We start from the raw sequence: 18,131 nt of genomic DNA on the forward strand, positions 1-18,131 counted from the left end.
TTATATATGCTTATGAGACAAGTCTCCCGAAAAGACGAACAAATCGTCCTTCCCCGGAAAAAACAGATTCAGCTCTCTCCTCTAAGCAAAAATATTGAAAGAAAAAAAGGGCCGGCGTATACTCTTCATCAAGAAAGGTCAAATCATTCCATTTCCTTTCCGACTATATTGGTCAAAAATAATCAAACCTCACGAATATCACTTATCATGCTGTAAACATTTATTTTTCGGGGTTTGAAACAAAATACTTGAAAGTCAAAGAAGGTCAGAGTATACTAATAATCAAAGAAGGTCAAAGTTTCGGCCTTATTTTCTAATCCATTTGGTCAAAGATGATCAAACATTTTTCGAGGAGGTTTTGGCAAATGCGTTGTCAACATTGTCAGAAAAACGAGGCGACGATTCGCCTGAACATGCAAGTCAATTCCATTCAAAAACAATTCGTTTTATGTGAAACATGTTATACAGAATTAACCCGAAAACCGTCTATGAGCATGGGGCCGCAATCATTCGGATTCCCGTTTGAGCAAGGTTTCGCTCCCAATCAAAATAAACAGCAGTCCGGCCCTGAAAAAGGCCTGCTCGACGAGCTCGCTCAAAACGTCACAAACGGCGCAAAAGCAGGTCTGATTGACCCTGTGATCGGCCGCGATAATGAAGTGGCGCGCGTAATTGAAATTTTGAACCGCCGGAATAAAAACAATCCGGTGCTGATCGGTGAGCCGGGCGTCGGTAAAACGGCTATTGCAGAAGGCCTCGCGCTTAAAATCGCTGAGGGCGATGTGCCGAACAAATTGAAAAACAAAGAGCTTTACCTGCTTGACGTCGCTTCTCTCGTCGCCAATACAGGGATCAGAGGCCAGTTTGAAGAAAGAATGAAACAATTAATGAACGAATTAAAAGAACGGAAAAACGTCATCTTGTTCATTGATGAGATTCACCTTCTCGTAGGCGCCGGCTCTGCCGAGGGATCAATGGATGCCGGGAACATCCTGAAACCGGCGCTTGCCAGAGGCGAGCTGCAGGTCATCGGGGCGACAACGCTGAAAGAGTACCGCCAGATTGAAAAAGATGCGGCGCTTGAAAGACGCTTCCAGCCTGTCATGGTTCACGAGCCTACAATAGAACAAGCCATCAGCATTCTGGAAGGCATTAAAGATAAATACGAGAAATACCACGGCGTCACATTCAGCAATGAAGCAATAAACGCCTGTGTTACGCTTTCATCCCGTTACATTCAGGACCGCCACCTGCCGGATAAAGCGATCGACTTATTAGATGAAGCCGGCTCTAAGGCGAACCTGGAGCTTGATACCGTAAATGAAGAAGATGCGGCTGAGAGACTCAAAGCAATTGACGCGGAGAAAACAAAAGCGCTTCATGAAGAAAATTATGAGCTTGCCGCGAAACTGCGTGATGAAGAAGCGGCTTTGGAAAAGCAGCTGGCGCATGAAACACCGGCCTCTTCACCTGAAATCGGTGCGGAGCATATTCAAGCCATCATTGAACAGAAAACAGGCATTCCGGTCGGAAAACTCCAGGCTGATGAACAAGTCAAAATGAAGGAACTTGAAGAGCATCTTCATCAGCGTGTCATCGGTCAGGAAAAAGCCGTGAAAAAAGTGGCGAAAGCGGTCAGACGAAGCCGCGCCGGCTTAAAATCCAAAAACAGACCTGTCGGCTCCTTCCTCTTTGTCGGACCGACCGGAGTCGGAAAAACTGAGTTATCAAAGACACTCGCAGATGAACTGTTCGGTACAAAAGATTCCATTATCCGTCTCGATATGAGTGAATACATGGAAAAACACGCCGTATCAAAAATTATCGGTTCACCGCCGGGATATGTCGGACACGATGAAGCCGGTCAATTAACGGAAAAAGTGCGCCGCAATCCGTACAGCATCGTGCTGCTCGATGAGATTGAAAAAGCCCACCCTGATGTCCAGCATATGTTTCTGCAGATTATGGAGGACGGCCGTCTGACAGACAGCCAGGGCAGAACGGTCAGCTTCAAAGATACCGTTTTGATTATGACTAGCAACGCTGGAACCGGCGAAAAACAGGTGAAAGTCGGATTCCAATCTGAAGAGAGCGTCATGGAAGAACAAACGCTGATTGATTCACTGAGCGCGTTCTTCAAACCGGAGTTTTTAAACCGGTTTGACAGCATTATTGAATTCCAATCCCTAAAAAAAGAACATCTCGTGAAAATCGTCAGCCTGCTTCTCACAGAGCTTGAAGACACATTAAAAGAGCGCGGCATCAGCCTGAGCGTCACCGATGATGCGAAAGAAAAAATCGCTGAAATCGGCTACCACCCCGCTTTCGGAGCACGCCCGCTCAGAAGAACCATCCAAGAATTGATCGAGGACGAAATGACAGATCTTCTATTGGATGACAACGAAATCAAAGCCTTCCATGTCGTAATGGAAGAGGACGGCATCAAAGTCCGGGCACAATAACAAAAAAGCGGTTCCCTCCTCGCGGGGAGCCGCTTTTTTGTTATTTCTCCATGCCGGAAGGGAGAAACTGTGAAGAATTCGGGAACAATTTCTCAATCACCCTAAAGTTCCATGCACTGCCACCGATATTAACCATAGAAAGCTAGTATAAAGGATTTGGTGAAAACTATGGATAAAACATCGATTATCGGTATCATCCTCGCCGTGATTGCTTTAAGCGTGGGCATGGTGCTGAAAGGGGTCAGCTTAAGCGCACTCGCTAACCCGGCAGCTATTCTGATTATTTTGTTCGGTACGATTTCTGCGGTGATCATCGCATTCCCCGGAAAAGAAATCAAAAAAGTGCCTGCCCTTTTTAAAGTGCTGTTTAAAGAAAACAAACAGCTGACAATTGCGCAATTAATTCCTATGTTCTCTCAATGGGCGCAAATCGCCAGACGTGAAGGTCTGCTCGCATTAGAAGCAAGCATTGAAGACGTGGATGACGCATTTTTGAAAAACGGCCTGAGCATGGCGGTTGACGGACAAAGCGCAGAATTTATCAGAGATATTATGACTGAGGAAGTTGAAGCGATGGAAGACAGACACCAGGCCGGCGCAGCCATCTTTACACAAGCCGGCACATATGCGCCGACACTCGGCGTTTTGGGTGCGGTCATCGGCCTTATCGCCGCTCTTTCCAACATGAACAATACCGAGGCGCTCGGACATGCCATCAGTGCGGCGTTTGTCGCCACCCTTCTCGGGATTTTCACAGGGTATGTACTTTGGCATCCCTTCGCCAACAAACTGAAACGCAAATCAAAGCAGGAAGTCAAACTGCGTGAAATCATGATCGAAGGCGTTCTGTCAGTGCTTGAAGGACAGGCCCCGAAAGTGATCGAACAAAAACTTCTCATGTATCTTCCTGCGAATGAACGCGCAAAAGTCGCTGAACAAGAAGGAGAGGCAAACAATGGCGAGAAAAAAGAAGAAGAAGCATGATGACGAGCATGTGGATGAGTCTTGGCTGATCCCGTACGCGGATTTGCTCACCCTTCTTTTGGCTCTGTTCATTGTATTGTTCGCCATGAGCTCGGTCGATGCGGCGAAATTCCAAATGCTGTCTAAATCATTTAACGCCGTGTTTACCGGAGGCACGGGTGTTCTTGAATATTCAAGCGTCACCCCTCCTGAAAACGAAAAAGACGGCATTGATCAGTTAAAAAAAGACAAGGAAAAGGAAAAAGATAAAGAACAGAAAAAGAAAGAAAGAGAAGCAGCCGACCGCGAAGAACTTGAAGGCGTGCAAAAGCAAGTCAATCAATTTATAAAAAACAAAAAGCTTGAAACTCAGCTGGAAACAAAGCTGACTAAAGAAGGACTCTTAATTACCATTAAAGACAGTATCTTTTTTGATTCCGGACGGGCGGATATCCGTCAGGAAGATATTCCGCTTGCGAAGGAAATCTCGAATCTCCTTGTGCTGAATCCGCCGAGGAACATTATCATCAGCGGACATACGGACAATGTGCCGATTAAAAACTCACAATATCAATCTAACTGGCATTTAAGCGTCATGCGGGCCGTCAACTTCATGGCTATTCTCACGGAAAACCCGAAACTTGACGCAAAAGTATTCAGCGCCAAAGGTTTCGGAGAGTATAAACCGGCCGTGTCGAATAAAACCGCTGAAGGGCGCAGCAAAAACAGGCGCGTCGAGGTATTGATACAGCCTAGAAACGCCGCGACTGACCAAAATCAGTAATATAAAAAAGGAAGCCTTTCAAACGGCTTCCTTTTTTATTTCTGATGAAAATGTTTAGCGTTTAACCCCACTCTTTTCAGCATTTCCGTACACATTTCTATCTCTTCATCACTCAGCACACTGATCATTTCTTTAATTTCTTCAGCATGATCGGGGAAAATATCGTCCAAAAGACGGATTCCCTTTTCGGAAATTTGTGCGAAAGTCACTCTTCTGTCAGTCGGCGAGGCTTTTCTGATGAGAAGTTCTTTTTTCTCTAATTTGTCAACAACGTATGTAATACTTCCGCTCGCTAATAAAATTTTGTCGCCGATCTGCTGAAGCGGCTGGTTGCCTTTGTGGTACAGCAGCTCAAGCACCGCAAATTCCGTCGGGTTCAGACCGTGCTTATGAATATGTTTATTCATATGGTCGTTAATAGATCGGTACGCACGTGACAGTACAATAAATAATTTCAATGAGTTTTCTGTTTTATCCGTCATACATTCAATCATCCTTTTACAAAAGAAACCGTTACAGAGAAACATTAATAAACAAAATGAAAAATGTCAACAAAAATGTTTCCAAAATTTCTCTTCTTTTTGTCTGGCCTTAATAAAATAATTTGTTTTTCTATCATTTTGGTTATTTTTTCTTATTAAAGAAGTATAAAAATGATATAATACCTCTATTCAAGTGTGATGTTGGAGCGATGCAGAGTGAATACATTTAAAGGTGCCCGGGGAAAGATCAAACTTTATCTCATATTGGTGATCATCCCGGCACTTATTATCAGCTTTTTCATTTATGAAAAAGAAAAGCAGAAAATAGCCGATAAACACATACAGGAAGCCAGTATGATGCTCAACCTTCACCGCAATAAGCTCAATTATTTAATCGGTGAAACAAAAGCCCGGATGACAACACTTGCGATCGCTGTCGATAAGCCTGTCAATGAAGAAAAGATCATTGATATTCTCGATCAGGCTTTTGAGGATGAACCCAGATTCAGCGGTCTGTATATGCTGAATTCCAAAGGTGATGTCATCGCAAGCACGACTGATCTGAAATCAAAGGTGAATTTGGCCGACAGACCGTATTTTACGAAGGCGAAAAAGACGAAAAAAACGGTTATCACAAATGACTACTCCAGCAGAATTACAGGCCAGCGCATCTTCACGATCTGCGTGCCGGTGTTAGACGCAAAACGGGAAGTCACGGATTATTTAGTAGCCGCCATCCAAGTCGATTATTTGAGAAATATGATCAATATGCTGAGCCCTGACGTTTATGTCAAGGCAACCAATCAGAATAAAGTGATATTTGCCAGCGGACGGGCTGATCAATCAGAAGGGGTGCAACCGGTCAGCGGCTATCTGGATGATATTAATTGGAATATCAATGTTTATCCGAAACCGGTTGAGCTGAACGAGCTGACCAAAAGCGTGCTGCTGCCGATGTCCAGTATTGCCGTGCTGCTGAATATTCTGTTCATCCTCGTTCAATATTATCTGCTTAAGCGCAAGACCCAGCTGGAGCGCGCTCAAAATGAAGCGCAGAAATTGGAGCTGATCGGAACGCTTGCCGCCAGCACCGCCCATGAAATCCGCAACCCGCTTACAGGGATCAGCGGCTTCATTCAGCTTTTGCAGAAAAAATACAAATCGGAGGAAGATCAGCTGTATTTCTCAATTATTGAGCAGGAGATTAAGCGGATCAATCAGATTGTCAGTGAGTTTTTAGTGCTTGGAAAACCGACTGCTGAACGGTTGGAAGTGAACTCGCTGCAGGATATTCTTGATGAGATTATGCCGATTATTTATTCTGAAGGGAATCTGTATAATGTGGAAGTGAATGTGGAGATTCTCGTCAATCGGCCGCTCAAGGTCAACTGTACGAAAGACCATATTAAACAGGTGATTTTAAATGTCGCAAAAAACGCACTGGAATCCATGCAGGAAGGCGGCCGGCTGTCCATCTATTTAGAAGCCCGCGACCATAAAGCAGTCATTAAGGTGGCCGACAACGGAATGGGCATTTCTGAAGATATGCTTGAACACATTTTTCTTCCGTTTGTCACGTCAAAGGAAAAAGGCACCGGCCTCGGCCTTGTCGTATGTAAACGAATCATGCTGATGTACGGCGGTTCGATTGACATTCAAAGCGAAGTCGATAAGGGGACAGAGGTCACCATTACCCTCCCTGCCGCTTCACGATGAAAAAAACACCCTGGATCGGGGTGTTTTTTATTTAAAGAAGAATATGTGTAAGAGGATATACCAGAGGAACGGCATCATAGCCGGCAGATAGTACGAGGCGCTTCGTGAGCCGTGCCAGCGGAAAAATCTGCTGACTGTACGCGGTCATCTTTCGGATGCGGCGCTTGATCAGGAAGCGCATTCAGTCTTCGTTATCTGTTTTATCATCAATCATTTGTTTGCTTCATATGCAGGCATGACGTCACCGCGGGAGAACAAGCCTATTTTCTTCACAAGGCCCTGTATTCCTTGGTGATGTGTGCGATCACGGTTTACCAGCTGCTGATACGCGTTCATCAGACAGTCCAGTTCCTGGCTGTGCCTGATCGTGTCATATCCGGTAAACCCTTGTCTGTTAGCCGCATCTATCATCATTTTTCTTTTTTTATCAATAGATACAAGCAATTTTTCTTGTTCAGAATAACTGCCCATTCACTTCACCCCTCACCGCTAAAAGAATAGGAAACAAGTTTGATTGGGTTATTGAGCATTATTACAGATTATACTTTATTTGTAAACATTTTTTTACTAAATAACTTATTTTTTCATTTCATATTGGAATCTTTAGCATGAATACGAGAATAATACCCATTCAGGTAATGATATAAACAGAATGCGGCATATTCAAGATTTAAAAAACAGCCACAGCTGACTTTATATTACAATAAAAAACCTCTCATGCCGGCGGGGGCATGAGAGGTTCGGGCGTCTATCAGTTTTGCACACTTTCATTTTCGTAAATCGGCACCCAGCCCTCAGTCGTCACGAAAATTCGGATTGCGACGACCCGGCGGTCTTCCTGAAGCGTAAAGTAGTGGCGGATGTTCTCCGGAACTGAAATCAAATCTCCCGGATTTAAACGGACGTCGAAAAATGTGCCGTCTTTGCCTTGAATGACGAAGATGCCGTGTCCGCTGACGATAAAGCGGACTTCATCATCTGTGTGGTGATGTTCTCTTTGGAAATTTTTTAATAATTCATCAAGATTCGGCGTGGTATCTGATAAAGAAATGACATCCTGAGACTGATATCCGCGCCGGGCTGAAATATCCTGAATCTCCTTGTCAAACACTGCGAGAATCCTTTCTTTTTCATCTTCTGTCAGATTGTATTTCTCCGAAAGCTCAGACGGAAGTTTTTCAATGTTCCACTGCTCATAGATCACCTCTTGTTCGTCTAAGAAGCGCGCTACTTCTTCCTGTTTTTCAATGAGCGTATTCTTTTCGTCATGAATTCTGATGGTCGCCATTTTCTATTCCTCCTTTTATTTTACAAGCTGCGGCCGCAGTGACAGAAGCTTGAGGTGGCAGCTGAATAAAAATTCATAGGCTTCCAGCACCCTTTTCGCTTCAAATGCGGTCCGCCCCCATGCCGTAATGCCGTGATTGCGGATTAACACCGCGCCTGAGCCGGCGTCCGCATGGTGCGCGAAGCTTTCGGCCAATGCCGGGATGTGCGCCGGGTTGTCAATGATCGGAACGGTCACGGACGCGTTTTCCTCCCATAATCCGAGCGCCTTAATCATCTCCTGCCCCTGAAAAGTGATTTGTTTTTCATCCCCGTAAAGCTCTGAGATGACATTATTATTGACGGTATGGACATGCAGACAGCAGCCCGCGTCTGTCTTTTGGTATAAGTAAGTATGGAGAAGCGTTTCCGCTGAAGGTTTTAAAGAATGGCCGGTCTCAGCGGGCTTCCCGTTCTCATCGATTAAGAGAAAATCTTCGTCTGTTTCTTTTCGTTTGTCTTTTCCGCTCGCCGTAACGAGGAAAGTCAGCGGCGCGTCGGATACTTTGATGGAAAGATTCCCGCTCGTTGCCGGGAACCAGTCTCTTTCGGCCAGCTCGCGCTTTACCTCGGCAAGTTCTCGCCAGCGTTCTTCTTTTGCAGCCATGCCTGCACCTCCCCGATGTTTTCAATGCCTGTTCTCACCTCATGAAAATCTTGAAAAGGCAAATGCCGGAGGCCGAGTTCTTTGCATTCAGTCAAAAGATAATCTCTCGCAAAACACATATCGGATAACTTTGCAGCCTCGACATCCGTGACCGAATCACCGATCATAATGAGAAATTTCTGCTGATCGGACAGCTTCCGGATGACTGACGGTTTGCAGCAGCCGCATTGATTGGTGCAGCCTCCGTCACAGGCGTGCGGCCAGTCTATATGAATATATTCATTGTCAAAGGATGCATGATTGCAGAAAATCAGCTCCTTTTCTACGATCCCTTCCAAAAGCGGATGCACAAAAAAGTCCATTCCTCCGCTTACGATATAAAACGGGAGGCCGTTTGACCGGACAAACGAGACAAAATCCAAAAAGCCGTCCCGTATTTTCGCATCCTTCAGAATAAAGCCGGTCAGTTCTTCTTTTAAGCTGCTCGGCAGCAGTCCGAACATCCGGCCGACCCCTTCTTGGATTGATATGCTTTTAGACAGAACACCGTCTTTTAATTCAAGCCACTCAGGAGGCGCGAATTCTTTCATCATGCTGACAATGTTGTCGTTCATGGTGACCGTGCCGTCGAAATCACAAATAATCAGCGGTGTGCGGGTCATACGGCTTCCACCCTTCCCCATTTGTCTAATGCGAGCTGAAGATCTTTGCACGACGCGGCTTTTTCTTCAATCGGCTGCGCTTCAAGCACCGCATCAATGATGGCGCGGAACGCTTTTCCGCCGCCCTCGGCTCCTTTCGGATGGCCGTGAATGCCACCGCCGGCATTGATGATGTGATCGATACCGAAATCGCGCATCAACAATGGCACCATACCGGGGTGAATGCCTGCTGACGGGACGGCAAACGACGGATGAAAGACATCGTCTTTTACACATTCATCATGGATTGCAAGCGCGGACTCCTTCGGAAGAGCAACGGATCCGTAAGGTGACGGAAATAAGCTGAAATCAGCGCCGCAATAGCGGTTCAGCTTGCCGAGCAAAAGCGCATGCGACAAGCCGTAAACGGGAGATGATGTGAACGCGCCGCTGACTGCCGGATGCGCCATGATCGGAAGCGGGATTTCCCTGTCTTCGGCAAGGCTCTGCATCACATCTAAACCGTAAGCGAACACATTCAATAAAAGCGCGTCCGCCCCGAGTTCTGCCGCGCGCCTCGCTTTATCCCGCAGTTCAGCGGTCCTTCCCGTAAGGTTTACGGCATACAGCGTTTTATGCCCCGTCTCCTCCCGGGTTTCCTTCAGGACTTGTTTTCCTGCGATAATGCGGGTTTCAAACGGAGCCAGTTCATTTTCAAAGAAAATTTCGTCATCTTTAATCAGATCCACGCCGCCGAGCGCCTGCTGTCTGAGCTGCTCTTTAATGTCGGCGAGATCCCGTCCGATCACGCCTTTAAATATGCTCATCAGAAGCGGTCTTTCAAATTCGCCCAGCAGTTTGCGGATGCCGTATATACCGAATTTCGGCCCGGGAAGGGAGCGTTTAAACCCTTCGGAAAATTCAAGATCAGTCAATTTTATTTTTCCGTCCAGTGACAGCTTTCCGAATACCGTCGTCAGGACGGCCGGAATATCTCTTGAAAAGTTCGCCTCAGGATAGGCGATGGTGATGACGGATTGTGTTTCGTTTTCTGAGGTTCCTTCTTTCTCCTCAACTTTTACGACCCGGCCTTTATGTTTTCTGAGCTGTTCCTGCTTCACCAGGGGCAGGTCAGTCCAGGAGCCTACCGTCAGTCCCGCCGCAATCTGTTCCGCCCGCTTTTCACTGTCCGTTGTGTCTGTCAGAAGATATGTTGCCAATACTTCGCTCATGCGTGAACGCCTCTCTTTCTTTCACAAAACATAAAAAAACCTCTTCCGTATGAGCAGAAAGAGGCTTCGTGTTATGTCCGAATCTTATCTCTCAGCTCCTGCTGCAAGAATTAGCACCGTGCTTTATCAGTCGGTTGCCGGGCTTCATCGGGCTCGTCCCTCTGCCTGCTCTTGATAAGAATAATGATTTTATAAAGTATTTTGAATTATCGCATTGTTATCCTGATATGTCAATGCTTTTTCAGGTGAAAAGATTCAGTTTCCCGATCCGTTCCGCAGCTTCTTTAAGTCTTTCTTCACTTGTCAGAAGACCGACTCTTATATAGCCTTCCCCCCATTTTCCGAACCCGTTTCCGGCAGCGACGGCGACATCCGCTTTCTCGAGCAGCAGATCTGAAAACGACTGTGACGTATAACCGTCGGGCACAGGGAGCCATGCAAAAAAGGAGCCCGCCGGAGCCGTCACATCCCAGCCGATACCGCGGCAGGCTTCAATCCATGCATTGCGTCTCGATTCATATCTGTCATTTTGCGCTGCGACGCATGCCTGATCCGCTAAAAGAGCGGCTGCCGCCGCCTGCTGCGCCGCGGGAAACAGGCTGACAAACATATGATCCTGATAAAGGTTGATCGCTTCGATAACAGAAGCGTTTCCGACGGCAAATCCGACCCGCCAGCCCGCCATATTATACGTTTTGGACAAGGTATAGATTTCGATTCCGGTCTCTTTTGCGCCTTCCGTCTGCAAAAAGCTCAGCGGTTTATGCCCGTCAAAACCGACGGCTCCGTAAGCGAAATCATGAACGACACAAATGCCGTTTTGTTCCGCAAAACCGACCGTCTCCTCAAAAAACGCCTCTGTCGCCACAGCGCCGGTCGGATTATTCGGATAATTGAGATACAGCATCTTCGCCTCGCTCCGCACCTTTTCAGGAATTACGCTGTAATCAGGGAGAAACCCTCTTTCTTCCGTCAGCGGCATCATTTCCATTTTCGCTTTCGCAAGGGCGACGCCCGACCAGTAATCAGGATATCCGGGATCAGGCACCAGAATGGTATCTCCCGGGTTTAAAAGACATTGCGGAAGCTCAACAAGTCCCGCCTTGCCTCCGAACAGCACGGCGACTTCCGTTTCCGGATCAAGCGTGACCCCGTACTCCCTTTCATAAAATGCAGCGGCTGCTTTTTTGAAGCTGTAAGCGCCCCGGAATGAGGAGTATTTATGATTTTCCGGCCTTTCGACGGCACGCTTCATTTCTTCAACGATATGCTGAGGCGTCGGCTGATCAGGGTTTCCCTGCCCTAAATTGATGACGTCTCTGCCTTCTTTCAGCTTTTGATTCACTTTTTGCACCAATGATGCGAAAAATTGTTCCGGCAGCTGTTTGAGTACATCTGAGATTTCAAAGTTCATATTTTTCACCTTCTAAAAATGTCTTGAAATGATAGTCCATCATCATATATGGTTAAATAAAAAAAGTAAAGAGAAACTTGAGGTGTTAAAAAATGAAATGGACCGTTTCCTGTTTGCAATTTGATATTTCATACGGAAATCCTTCAGAAAATTTTAAAAAAGCAGAATCTTTGATTGAGCAAGAAAGCCGCCATGCGGATGTAATCGTGCTTCCTGAGTTGTGGACGACCGGCTATGATCTCACACGGCTAGACCAGCTGGCGGATGAAAACGGCAAAGTTTCGAAACAGTGGCTTAAAGAAACGGCAAAAACATACAACGTACACCTCGTTGCCGGATCTTTTGCGGTCAAAGAAGGCGAAGATGTCTATAACACCATGTACATCGCCGATAACAGCGGACAGATCGTGAAGCGGTATCAGAAAGCCCATCTGTTTCAGCTGATGGATGAACACCTTTACTTGTCAGCAGGAAACAGCGACGGTTCCTTTGAGCTTGACGGTGTCAAGTGCGCCGGGCTGATCTGCTATGATATCCGTTTCCCCGAATGGATCAGAAAGCATACGTCCCAGGGCGCGAATGTCCTGTTTATCTCTGCGGAATGGCCTCTGCCCCGCCTTGATCATTGGCGAAGCCTGCTTATCGCCAGAGCAATTGAAAACCAATGTTTTGTCGCAGCCTCTAACTGCACGGGGTCCAATCCCGATAATGAATTTGCCGGCCACAGCCTGATTATTGACCCGTGGGGCCGGATTTTAGCCGAAGGAGACCGGACGGAAGGCTCAGTCCGGGCGGAAATTGATGTGTCAGAAAGCGCGGCCGTCCGCGGAACCATTCCGGTTTTCCAAGACTTGCGGCGTGATTTATATTAATTTTCAAAAAAACGTTGACAAGAATATCCGGCACCTGCTAATATTTTCATCAACTGATTAATCCGAATTGTGATACAAATCAATATATTTTCTCTTATCGAGAGTTGGGCGAGGGAATTGGCCTTTTGACCCCAACAGCAACCGACCGTAATTCCATTGTGAAATGGGGCGCGTACATTTTGCGCCGAGACGATTGTCTCATAAGGCACGGTGCTAATTCCATCAGATGTTATCTGAGAGATAAGAGGCGGACTGCACTGTTTCAGCCTCCTTCTCTTTCAGAGAAGGAGGCTTTTTTTTCGGGCGTATTCTCCGTCACGATCTCTTACTACCACTACATAATTGGAGGGTAAATCCATGTCAGCAACTAAAACAAGTCTTTATGAACAATTAACAGAAAGCTCCGCCGCCGCGTTAGCTGTCAAGCTCGGCTTATTCCAAAGCAAAAGCACTCTGACATGCCGTGAAATCGGCGACGGCAATTTAAATTACGTCTTCCATGTTTACGATAAAGAAAACCAAAAAGGACTGATTATCAAACAGGCGATTCCTTACGCGAAAGTCGTCGGTGAAAGCTGGCCGCTTACAATTGATCGGGCGAGAATCGAAAGCAGCGCCCTCATCCGCCAGGGCGAACACGTGCCGCACCTCGTTCCGGCCGTTTACTATTCCGATACTGAAATGGCCGTCACGGTAATGGAAGACCTCTCACATTTGCAGATTTCAAGAAAAGGGCTGCTGGAAGGGCAGCATTATCCGAACTTATCGGTTCATATCGGTGAATTTTTAGGGAAAACGCTTTTTTACTCATCCGATTATGCGCTCGATGCGAAAGTAAAGCAGCAGCTCGCAAAGCAGTTTACAAATCCTGAGCTTTGCAATATTACAGAAAGGCTTGTGTTTACAGAACCGTTTCTCGACCATGAGACAAACGATTTTGAAGAGGAGCTGCGCCCATACGCAGAAAAAGTTTGGAACAATTCCCGGCTGAAAGAAGGCGCTGACGAATTGAAAGCCATCTTTCTGAATTCCGCGGAAACATTGGTTCACGGCGATCTGCACACGGGAAGCATCTTCGCCGATGAACATGAAACAAAGGTGATTGATCCCGAGTTTGCTTTCTTCGGACCGATCGGGTTTGACATCGGCCAATTTATCGCCAATCTGCTGTTAAACGCCCTCAGCCGCGACGGTGACGACAGACAGCCGTTATATGACCATACTGCCGCCGTATGGGATACATTTGTGAAAACATTCAGTGAAGCATGGGAGAAAGACTGCCTGCCTTCCCGCAGACACCTGCTGGAAGACACACTGAAAAACGCGTTTGAAGAAGCGGTCGGTTTTGCGGGATGCGAATTGATCCGGCGCACGATCGGACTCGCCCATGTGGCTGACTTAGATGAAATCACTCCGTTTGACAAACGAATCGAACGGAAGAAGCTGGCGCTTGAGATCGGCGCCTATTATATCGAAAACAGAAAAGAACTGAAGCATATCACCGAAGTTCTGGCCCAATTTAAGCTCCGTGTAAAGGAATGATGCAGCATGACCAATGAATTTGCCATCCCCCGTTCTGTGGAATGGAAAGAAACCTACATCCGCATTTTAAATCAGCAAAAGCTTCCCGACGTCACTGAATATGTGGAACTTGAAACAAAGGAAGATGTATTCGACGCGATTGTCACGCTGAAAGTAAGGGGCGCCCCGGCCATCGGTATAACCGCGGCATTCGGACTCGCGCTCTCCGCCAAGTCGTTTGAAGCCCGCGACCTTTCAGATTTCCGACGTCAGTTCGCGGATGTCAAAGCGTATTTAAACAGTTCGAGGCCCACTGCCGTCAACCTCGCGTGGGCGCTTGACAGACTGACGGATTCCATCAGGGATGCAATCTCAATCAATGAAGCGAAGACAACGCTCGTTCATGAAGCCATTCAAATTCAGATTGAGGATGAAGAAACCTGCCGAATGATCGGCCAAAATGCGCTGCACCTTTTTAAAAAAGGCGACCAGATCATGACCATCTGCAATGCGGGCTCGATTGCTACAAGCCGGTACGGTACGGCGCTTGCTCCCTTTTACTTAGCGAAACAAAAAGACCTCGGCCTTCATATCTACGCATGTGAAACAAGACCCGTTCTCCAAGGATCACGGCTGACGGCGTGGGAGCTGATGCAGGGCGGAATTGATGTCACACTCATTACGGACAGCATGGCCGCCCATACAATGAAGGAAAAACATATTTCAGCAGTCATTGTCGGCGCTGACAGAATTGCTAAAAACGGAGATACGGCCAACAAAATCGGAACGTACGGCCTCGCTATTTTGGCAAACGCCTTTCAGATTCCGTTTTTTGTGGCCGCACCGCTTTCGACCTTTGACTTGCAGATTGAAAACGGCGATCAGATTCCGATTGAAGAAAGAGATCCGGATGAAGTCAGACAGATCTCAGGCATACGCACCGCTCCCGAAGATGTGCCGGTCTTCAATCCGGCCTTTGACATCACACCGGGCAGCCTGATTTCAGGCATTATCACCGAGAAAGGAATTGTGACCGGTTCTTACACGGAAGAAATTGAACAATTATTCGCTGACTGCCAGCTGAGCTGAAAAACCGCTGATGATGTTGCCTCAGGCAATGTCAGCGGTTTTTTTGTCTGCATAATGTAATCACTTCATCTTTTTGGGCAGCTGAAATCAGATGCATTTTAAAAAACAGCTCTGCATAACCGGCTATCTTTTGCGGACGGCTCATTTTCATCAGGCTTCGTCCTCCTTTTTCATCAGACCAACTTTTTTCACTTAATAAAATGATATGTCGGACGCGAAAATACGGAACGTGCCATATGTTTTATTTTTCTTTATAGGATATTTGTTCGATGTTCAGCAGCACCGCTTTTACATCCGTCTTCGTGCCCGCGTATCCCGTTAAGGCGCTGTTTTTGCCGATTACCCGATGGCACGGGACAAAAATCGGCAGCCGGTTTCGTTTATTGGCTTGTCCGATGGCGCGCACCGCTTTCGGTTTTCCGATCGCTTCAGCCATATCGCCGTAGCTTCGGGATTCTCCGTAAGGAATCATCGTCAGCGCGTTCCATACCCTTTCCTGAAAGGGTGTGCCTTTTTGTCTCAGAGGCAGAGAGAATTGCTTTCTTTCTCCTGAAAAATATGATGCCAGCTGCTGTTTCGCCTCCGACAGCAAAGCGGTTTCGCACGGCTTTACGCCGGGCGCGTCTTTTTGCCATTCCTGAAAATCTTCCCCGGTGAGAAACAGGCCGGTAATAAAGCCCTCTTCCTCTGTTACGATAACGGTTCCAAACGGCGCTTTTACACTTGTAAAACAGATCATTCCCCGCTCCTTCTTTCTTCGGTATTCTGCCGGATCGGAAGCGTCAAATGAAAAACCGTGCCCTTCCCTTCTTCACTTTCCACATGAATGCGTCCCTGATGTTCTTCGATGATTTTATAGCTGACCATCAGACCGAGGCCCGTTCCCCTGTCTTTTGTCGTGTAAAATGGCTCGCCCAGACGTTTTAATTTGTCTTCGGAAATACCTGTTCCTTCATCTTGAAAAGAAATCAAAATGTGGTCTTGATCAGAAGGCTGGATGGTCACATAGATATTGCCGCCGCCCGGCATGACTTCAATGGCGTTTTTTAAAATATTGATAAACACCTGTTTTAATTGATTCGGTTCACAGTAAATCGGCGGGATGTTTCCGGTCAGGTTCAGATGAATCTGCACATTGACAAGATTGGCCTGGGCATTCAAAAGATCAGCCGTGTCTTTCATAATCTGCGTCACGTCTTTTTCTTCATATAATATCGCCTGAGGTTTCGCTAAAATTAAAAATTCAGTGATGATAGACTCGATGCGTTTTAATTCTGAGGTAATGACGTTAAAGTACAGAGAATATTCGCCTTCAATGCTTCCTTGAAGAAGCTGAATGAACCCTTTCAGCGCCGTCATCGGGTTTCTGATTTCGTGGGCGATGCCCGCCGCCAGCTCCCCTACAACATGAAGAGTGTCGGATTTCCGCAGCCTCTCTTCAAGCTCTTTGGCCTCTGTGACATCTTTAAAGATGGCCAGATTCATATTTTGAATGATATTTCTTTTGAAGGAGAATTCCAGTTTGCGGCTGTCACTGCTGCTTAACAGGAAGGGGATTTCATTATCCATTCCTTCTAAATCAATCTTTCTGGCGGGAACACCCGCGTTTTCAATATCAAATAAAGAAAGAATATCCGGAACGGTGTACGCTCTCAGCTCCTCATCCGGCATGCCGAGTATACGGCTTGCGAGAGGATTCGCGTCAATAATACGGAATTGGTTGTCAAATAAGACCTTGCCGTCCATTGAGCCGTTGAATACTTTTCTGAATTTCAGCTCGCTTTCCCGCAATTCTTTTTCCATCCGCTTACGATCGCTGACATTTCTTAAAATGGTTAAATGCTGACCTTCAAGTATGGTTCGTTTTGATGTGAACTCAAGCTCTTTAAATTGGCCGTTTGCCATCTGAAACAGCATCTCTTCACGGATTTCCCCGTATTTTTCATATTTCTTCTTAATCTGCTTGTATTTTTTCTGCGGATCAACGATAAACGTACATAAATTCGTCTCCACCAGCTTATCCATCGGCAGTTCGAAAATGCGGCACGCCGATTCGTTTGCTTTGGCAATCTTTCCGTCATCAGACCAAATGACAATCGCGTCCATGGCGTTTTCAAAAATTTCGCGGAATCGCTCTTCGCTTTTAAAGAGTTTCAATTCCATCAACCGTTTCTCTGTTATGTCTCTCATAATGGACATGTAGAACCCGCTGATTAAGTTGGACGTAATCGTAAATTCAAACAGCTTCTCTTCGCCGGACCGAAGCTTGACGGGCAGTTCTCCTTTGGCGTTTCCTTTTCTGCGGAGGGTTTCCCAGATTTCTTTCAGATGCTTTTTGTTTTCTCCGTCGGTAAAATGGCGGAGCGACAGATGGGACAATTCATTCTGGCCGATCTCAAAGCTTTTGCAAAAAGAGAGGTTCGCATCAATAAACCCGCCGTCCTTATCAAACAGCACGATGCCGTCGACAGCCCTGTCAAACAAATCTTTAAACAGCTGCTCGTTCATGGAGAATTCGCGCTCTAATATTTTTTTAGAGGAGATGTCCCTCATCACCACAAAAAAATAATCCTCCCCAATTCCGTCTCTGGCGAGGAATTCAATGTATTTCGTCGCGCCGCTGTCAAGCTTAATCGGCACCTCTTTCCACAGATGGCCTTTTTTTAAAAACCTTTTCACGGCCTTATTCAGTTCTTCCTGAGGCACGGAATATAAAAAGTCCAGGACGGAGCGGTTAATAAGGCTCTCTGCCTCAATCTGCATCATCCGGGCCGCAGCCTCGTTCGCCTGGACGATTTTCATTTCCTTACGGCATATAAAAATGGCATCAAGCGTGTTATTCATAATCACATGATACCGGTTCAATTCACTCTTCAGGCGGTCATTTTCCTCTTTCATCCGCTTCAGCTGCTCTTTCAGCGACTCGTTTGTTTGCAAATCCAGAGTTTCAGCCATTCAGTACACTCCTTCTTCAAAAACCTATCCTTCAATATTTCTACAAAATACCTCATCTTCCTTCAAT

16 protein-coding genes and 2 riboswitches are annotated in these 18,131 nt (G+C 46.5%); of the genes, 7 read left to right on the plus strand and 9 right to left on the minus strand.

Features of this window, described 5'->3' with window-relative positions; all coding sequences use genetic code 11:
* Window positions 1-365 precede the first annotated feature (365 nt).
* From clpE to motB, 3 genes are all read left to right on the plus strand, one after another.
* Window positions 366-2,462 (plus strand): ATP-dependent protease ATP-binding subunit ClpE, encoded by a 2,097-nt coding sequence (gene clpE / locus OWN49_RS02475; protein ID WP_165408977.1) that lies wholly within the window; start codon window positions 366-368, stop codon window positions 2,460-2,462.
* A 168-nt stretch (window positions 2,463-2,630) separates the two neighbouring features.
* On the plus strand, window positions 2,631-3,446 hold the full coding sequence (motA, locus tag OWN49_RS02480) for a flagellar motor stator protein MotA (RefSeq protein WP_003154684.1): 816 nt from the start codon (window positions 2,631-2,633) through the stop codon (window positions 3,444-3,446).
* Window positions 3,418-4,209: a flagellar motor protein MotB gene (gene motB / locus OWN49_RS02485; RefSeq protein WP_014417581.1), complete on the plus strand. Its 792-nt coding sequence runs from the start codon at window positions 3,418-3,420 to the stop codon at window positions 4,207-4,209. The genes motA and motB overlap by 29 nt, the downstream gene beginning before the upstream one ends.
* A gap of 35 nt (window positions 4,210-4,244) precedes the next feature.
* On the opposite strand, the gene OWN49_RS02490 is transcribed toward motB, so the two are convergent.
* Window positions 4,245-4,691 (minus strand): MarR family winged helix-turn-helix transcriptional regulator, encoded by a 447-nt coding sequence (locus OWN49_RS02490; protein ID WP_003154686.1) that lies wholly within the window; start codon window positions 4,689-4,691, stop codon window positions 4,245-4,247.
* A gap of 198 nt (window positions 4,692-4,889) precedes the next feature.
* Here OWN49_RS02490 and OWN49_RS02495 point away from each other — a divergent pair, with 198 nt between their 5' ends.
* On the plus strand, window positions 4,890-6,407 hold the full coding sequence (locus OWN49_RS02495; protein WP_050556563.1) for an ATP-binding protein: 1,518 nt from the start codon (window positions 4,890-4,892) through the stop codon (window positions 6,405-6,407).
* 210 nt (window positions 6,408-6,617) lie between these two features.
* Here OWN49_RS02495 and OWN49_RS02500 read toward each other — a convergent pair whose 3' ends face one another.
* The 6 genes from OWN49_RS02500 to OWN49_RS02525 all read right to left on the minus strand — a co-directional run bounded on the left by OWN49_RS02500 (window position 6,618) and on the right by OWN49_RS02525 (window position 11,627).
* On the minus strand, window positions 6,618-6,878 hold the full coding sequence (locus tag OWN49_RS02500; RefSeq protein WP_003154690.1) for an aspartyl-phosphate phosphatase Spo0E family protein: 261 nt from the start codon (window positions 6,876-6,878) through the stop codon (window positions 6,618-6,620).
* A 280-nt stretch (window positions 6,879-7,158) separates the two neighbouring features.
* Window positions 7,159-7,695: a 1,2-dihydroxy-3-keto-5-methylthiopentene dioxygenase gene (locus OWN49_RS02505; RefSeq protein ID WP_069473373.1), complete on the minus strand. Its 537-nt coding sequence runs from the start codon at window positions 7,693-7,695 to the stop codon at window positions 7,159-7,161.
* A 15-nt stretch (window positions 7,696-7,710) separates the two neighbouring features.
* Window positions 7,711-8,340 carry a methylthioribulose 1-phosphate dehydratase gene (locus OWN49_RS02510; protein ID WP_069473372.1) on the minus strand — a complete coding sequence of 210 codons (630 nt, stop codon included), beginning with the start codon at window positions 8,338-8,340 and terminating at the stop codon, window positions 7,711-7,713.
* The gene (gene mtnX, locus OWN49_RS02515) at window positions 8,298-9,002 is read right to left on the minus strand and encodes a 2-hydroxy-3-keto-5-methylthiopentenyl-1-phosphate phosphatase (RefSeq protein ID WP_077722129.1); all 705 of its coding nucleotides are present in this window, start codon (window positions 9,000-9,002) and stop codon (window positions 8,298-8,300) included. Before mtnX ends, OWN49_RS02510 begins: the two co-directional genes overlap by 43 nt.
* Window positions 8,999-10,213 carry a 2,3-diketo-5-methylthiopentyl-1-phosphate enolase gene (mtnW, locus tag OWN49_RS02520; RefSeq protein WP_077722128.1) on the minus strand — a complete coding sequence of 405 codons (1,215 nt, stop codon included), beginning with the start codon at window positions 10,211-10,213 and terminating at the stop codon, window positions 8,999-9,001. The genes mtnX and mtnW overlap by 4 nt, the downstream gene beginning before the upstream one ends.
* An 81-nt stretch (window positions 10,214-10,294) precedes the next feature.
* A riboswitch (SAM riboswitch) is annotated at window positions 10,295-10,394 on the minus strand.
* A 60-nt stretch (window positions 10,395-10,454) separates the two neighbouring features.
* Window positions 10,455-11,627, minus strand: a complete 1,173-nt coding sequence (locus OWN49_RS02525; RefSeq protein WP_069473370.1) for a pyridoxal phosphate-dependent aminotransferase — start codon at window positions 11,625-11,627, stop codon at window positions 10,455-10,457.
* Between the two features lie 92 nt (window positions 11,628-11,719).
* On the opposite strand from OWN49_RS02525, the gene OWN49_RS02530 reads away from it, so the two are divergent.
* From OWN49_RS02530 to mtnA, 3 genes are all read left to right on the plus strand, one after another.
* The gene (locus OWN49_RS02530) at window positions 11,720-12,499 is read left to right on the plus strand and encodes a carbon-nitrogen family hydrolase (protein WP_167860087.1); all 780 of its coding nucleotides are present in this window, start codon (window positions 11,720-11,722) and stop codon (window positions 12,497-12,499) included.
* A gap of 91 nt (window positions 12,500-12,590) precedes the next feature.
* Window positions 12,591-12,746, plus strand: a riboswitch (SAM riboswitch).
* A 110-nt stretch (window positions 12,747-12,856) separates the two neighbouring features.
* Window positions 12,857-14,041, plus strand: coding sequence for an S-methyl-5-thioribose kinase (mtnK, locus tag OWN49_RS02535; protein WP_176283293.1), 1,185 nt, complete (start codon window positions 12,857-12,859; stop codon window positions 14,039-14,041).
* A 6-nt stretch (window positions 14,042-14,047) separates the two neighbouring features.
* Window positions 14,048-15,109, plus strand: a complete 1,062-nt coding sequence (gene mtnA, locus OWN49_RS02540; RefSeq protein ID WP_003154704.1) for an S-methyl-5-thioribose-1-phosphate isomerase — start codon at window positions 14,048-14,050, stop codon at window positions 15,107-15,109.
* A 241-nt stretch (window positions 15,110-15,350) separates the two neighbouring features.
* On the opposite strand, the gene OWN49_RS02550 is transcribed toward mtnA, so the two are convergent.
* A complete protein-coding gene (locus tag OWN49_RS02550) occupies window positions 15,351-15,848 on the minus strand; it encodes a methylated-DNA--[protein]-cysteine S-methyltransferase (RefSeq protein WP_077722126.1) in 498 nt (165 codons plus the stop codon).
* Window positions 15,845-18,064, minus strand: coding sequence for a PAS domain-containing sensor histidine kinase (locus OWN49_RS02555; RefSeq protein WP_165408972.1), 2,220 nt, complete (start codon window positions 18,062-18,064; stop codon window positions 15,845-15,847). Before OWN49_RS02555 ends, OWN49_RS02550 begins: the two co-directional genes overlap by 4 nt.
* Window positions 18,065-18,131: the final 67 nt, after the last annotated feature.

It is taken from the genome of Bacillus sp. NEAU-242-2 (assembly GCF_027853835.1).
In the GTDB taxonomy this organism is placed as follows: domain Bacteria; phylum Bacillota; class Bacilli; order Bacillales; family Bacillaceae; genus Bacillus; species Bacillus velezensis.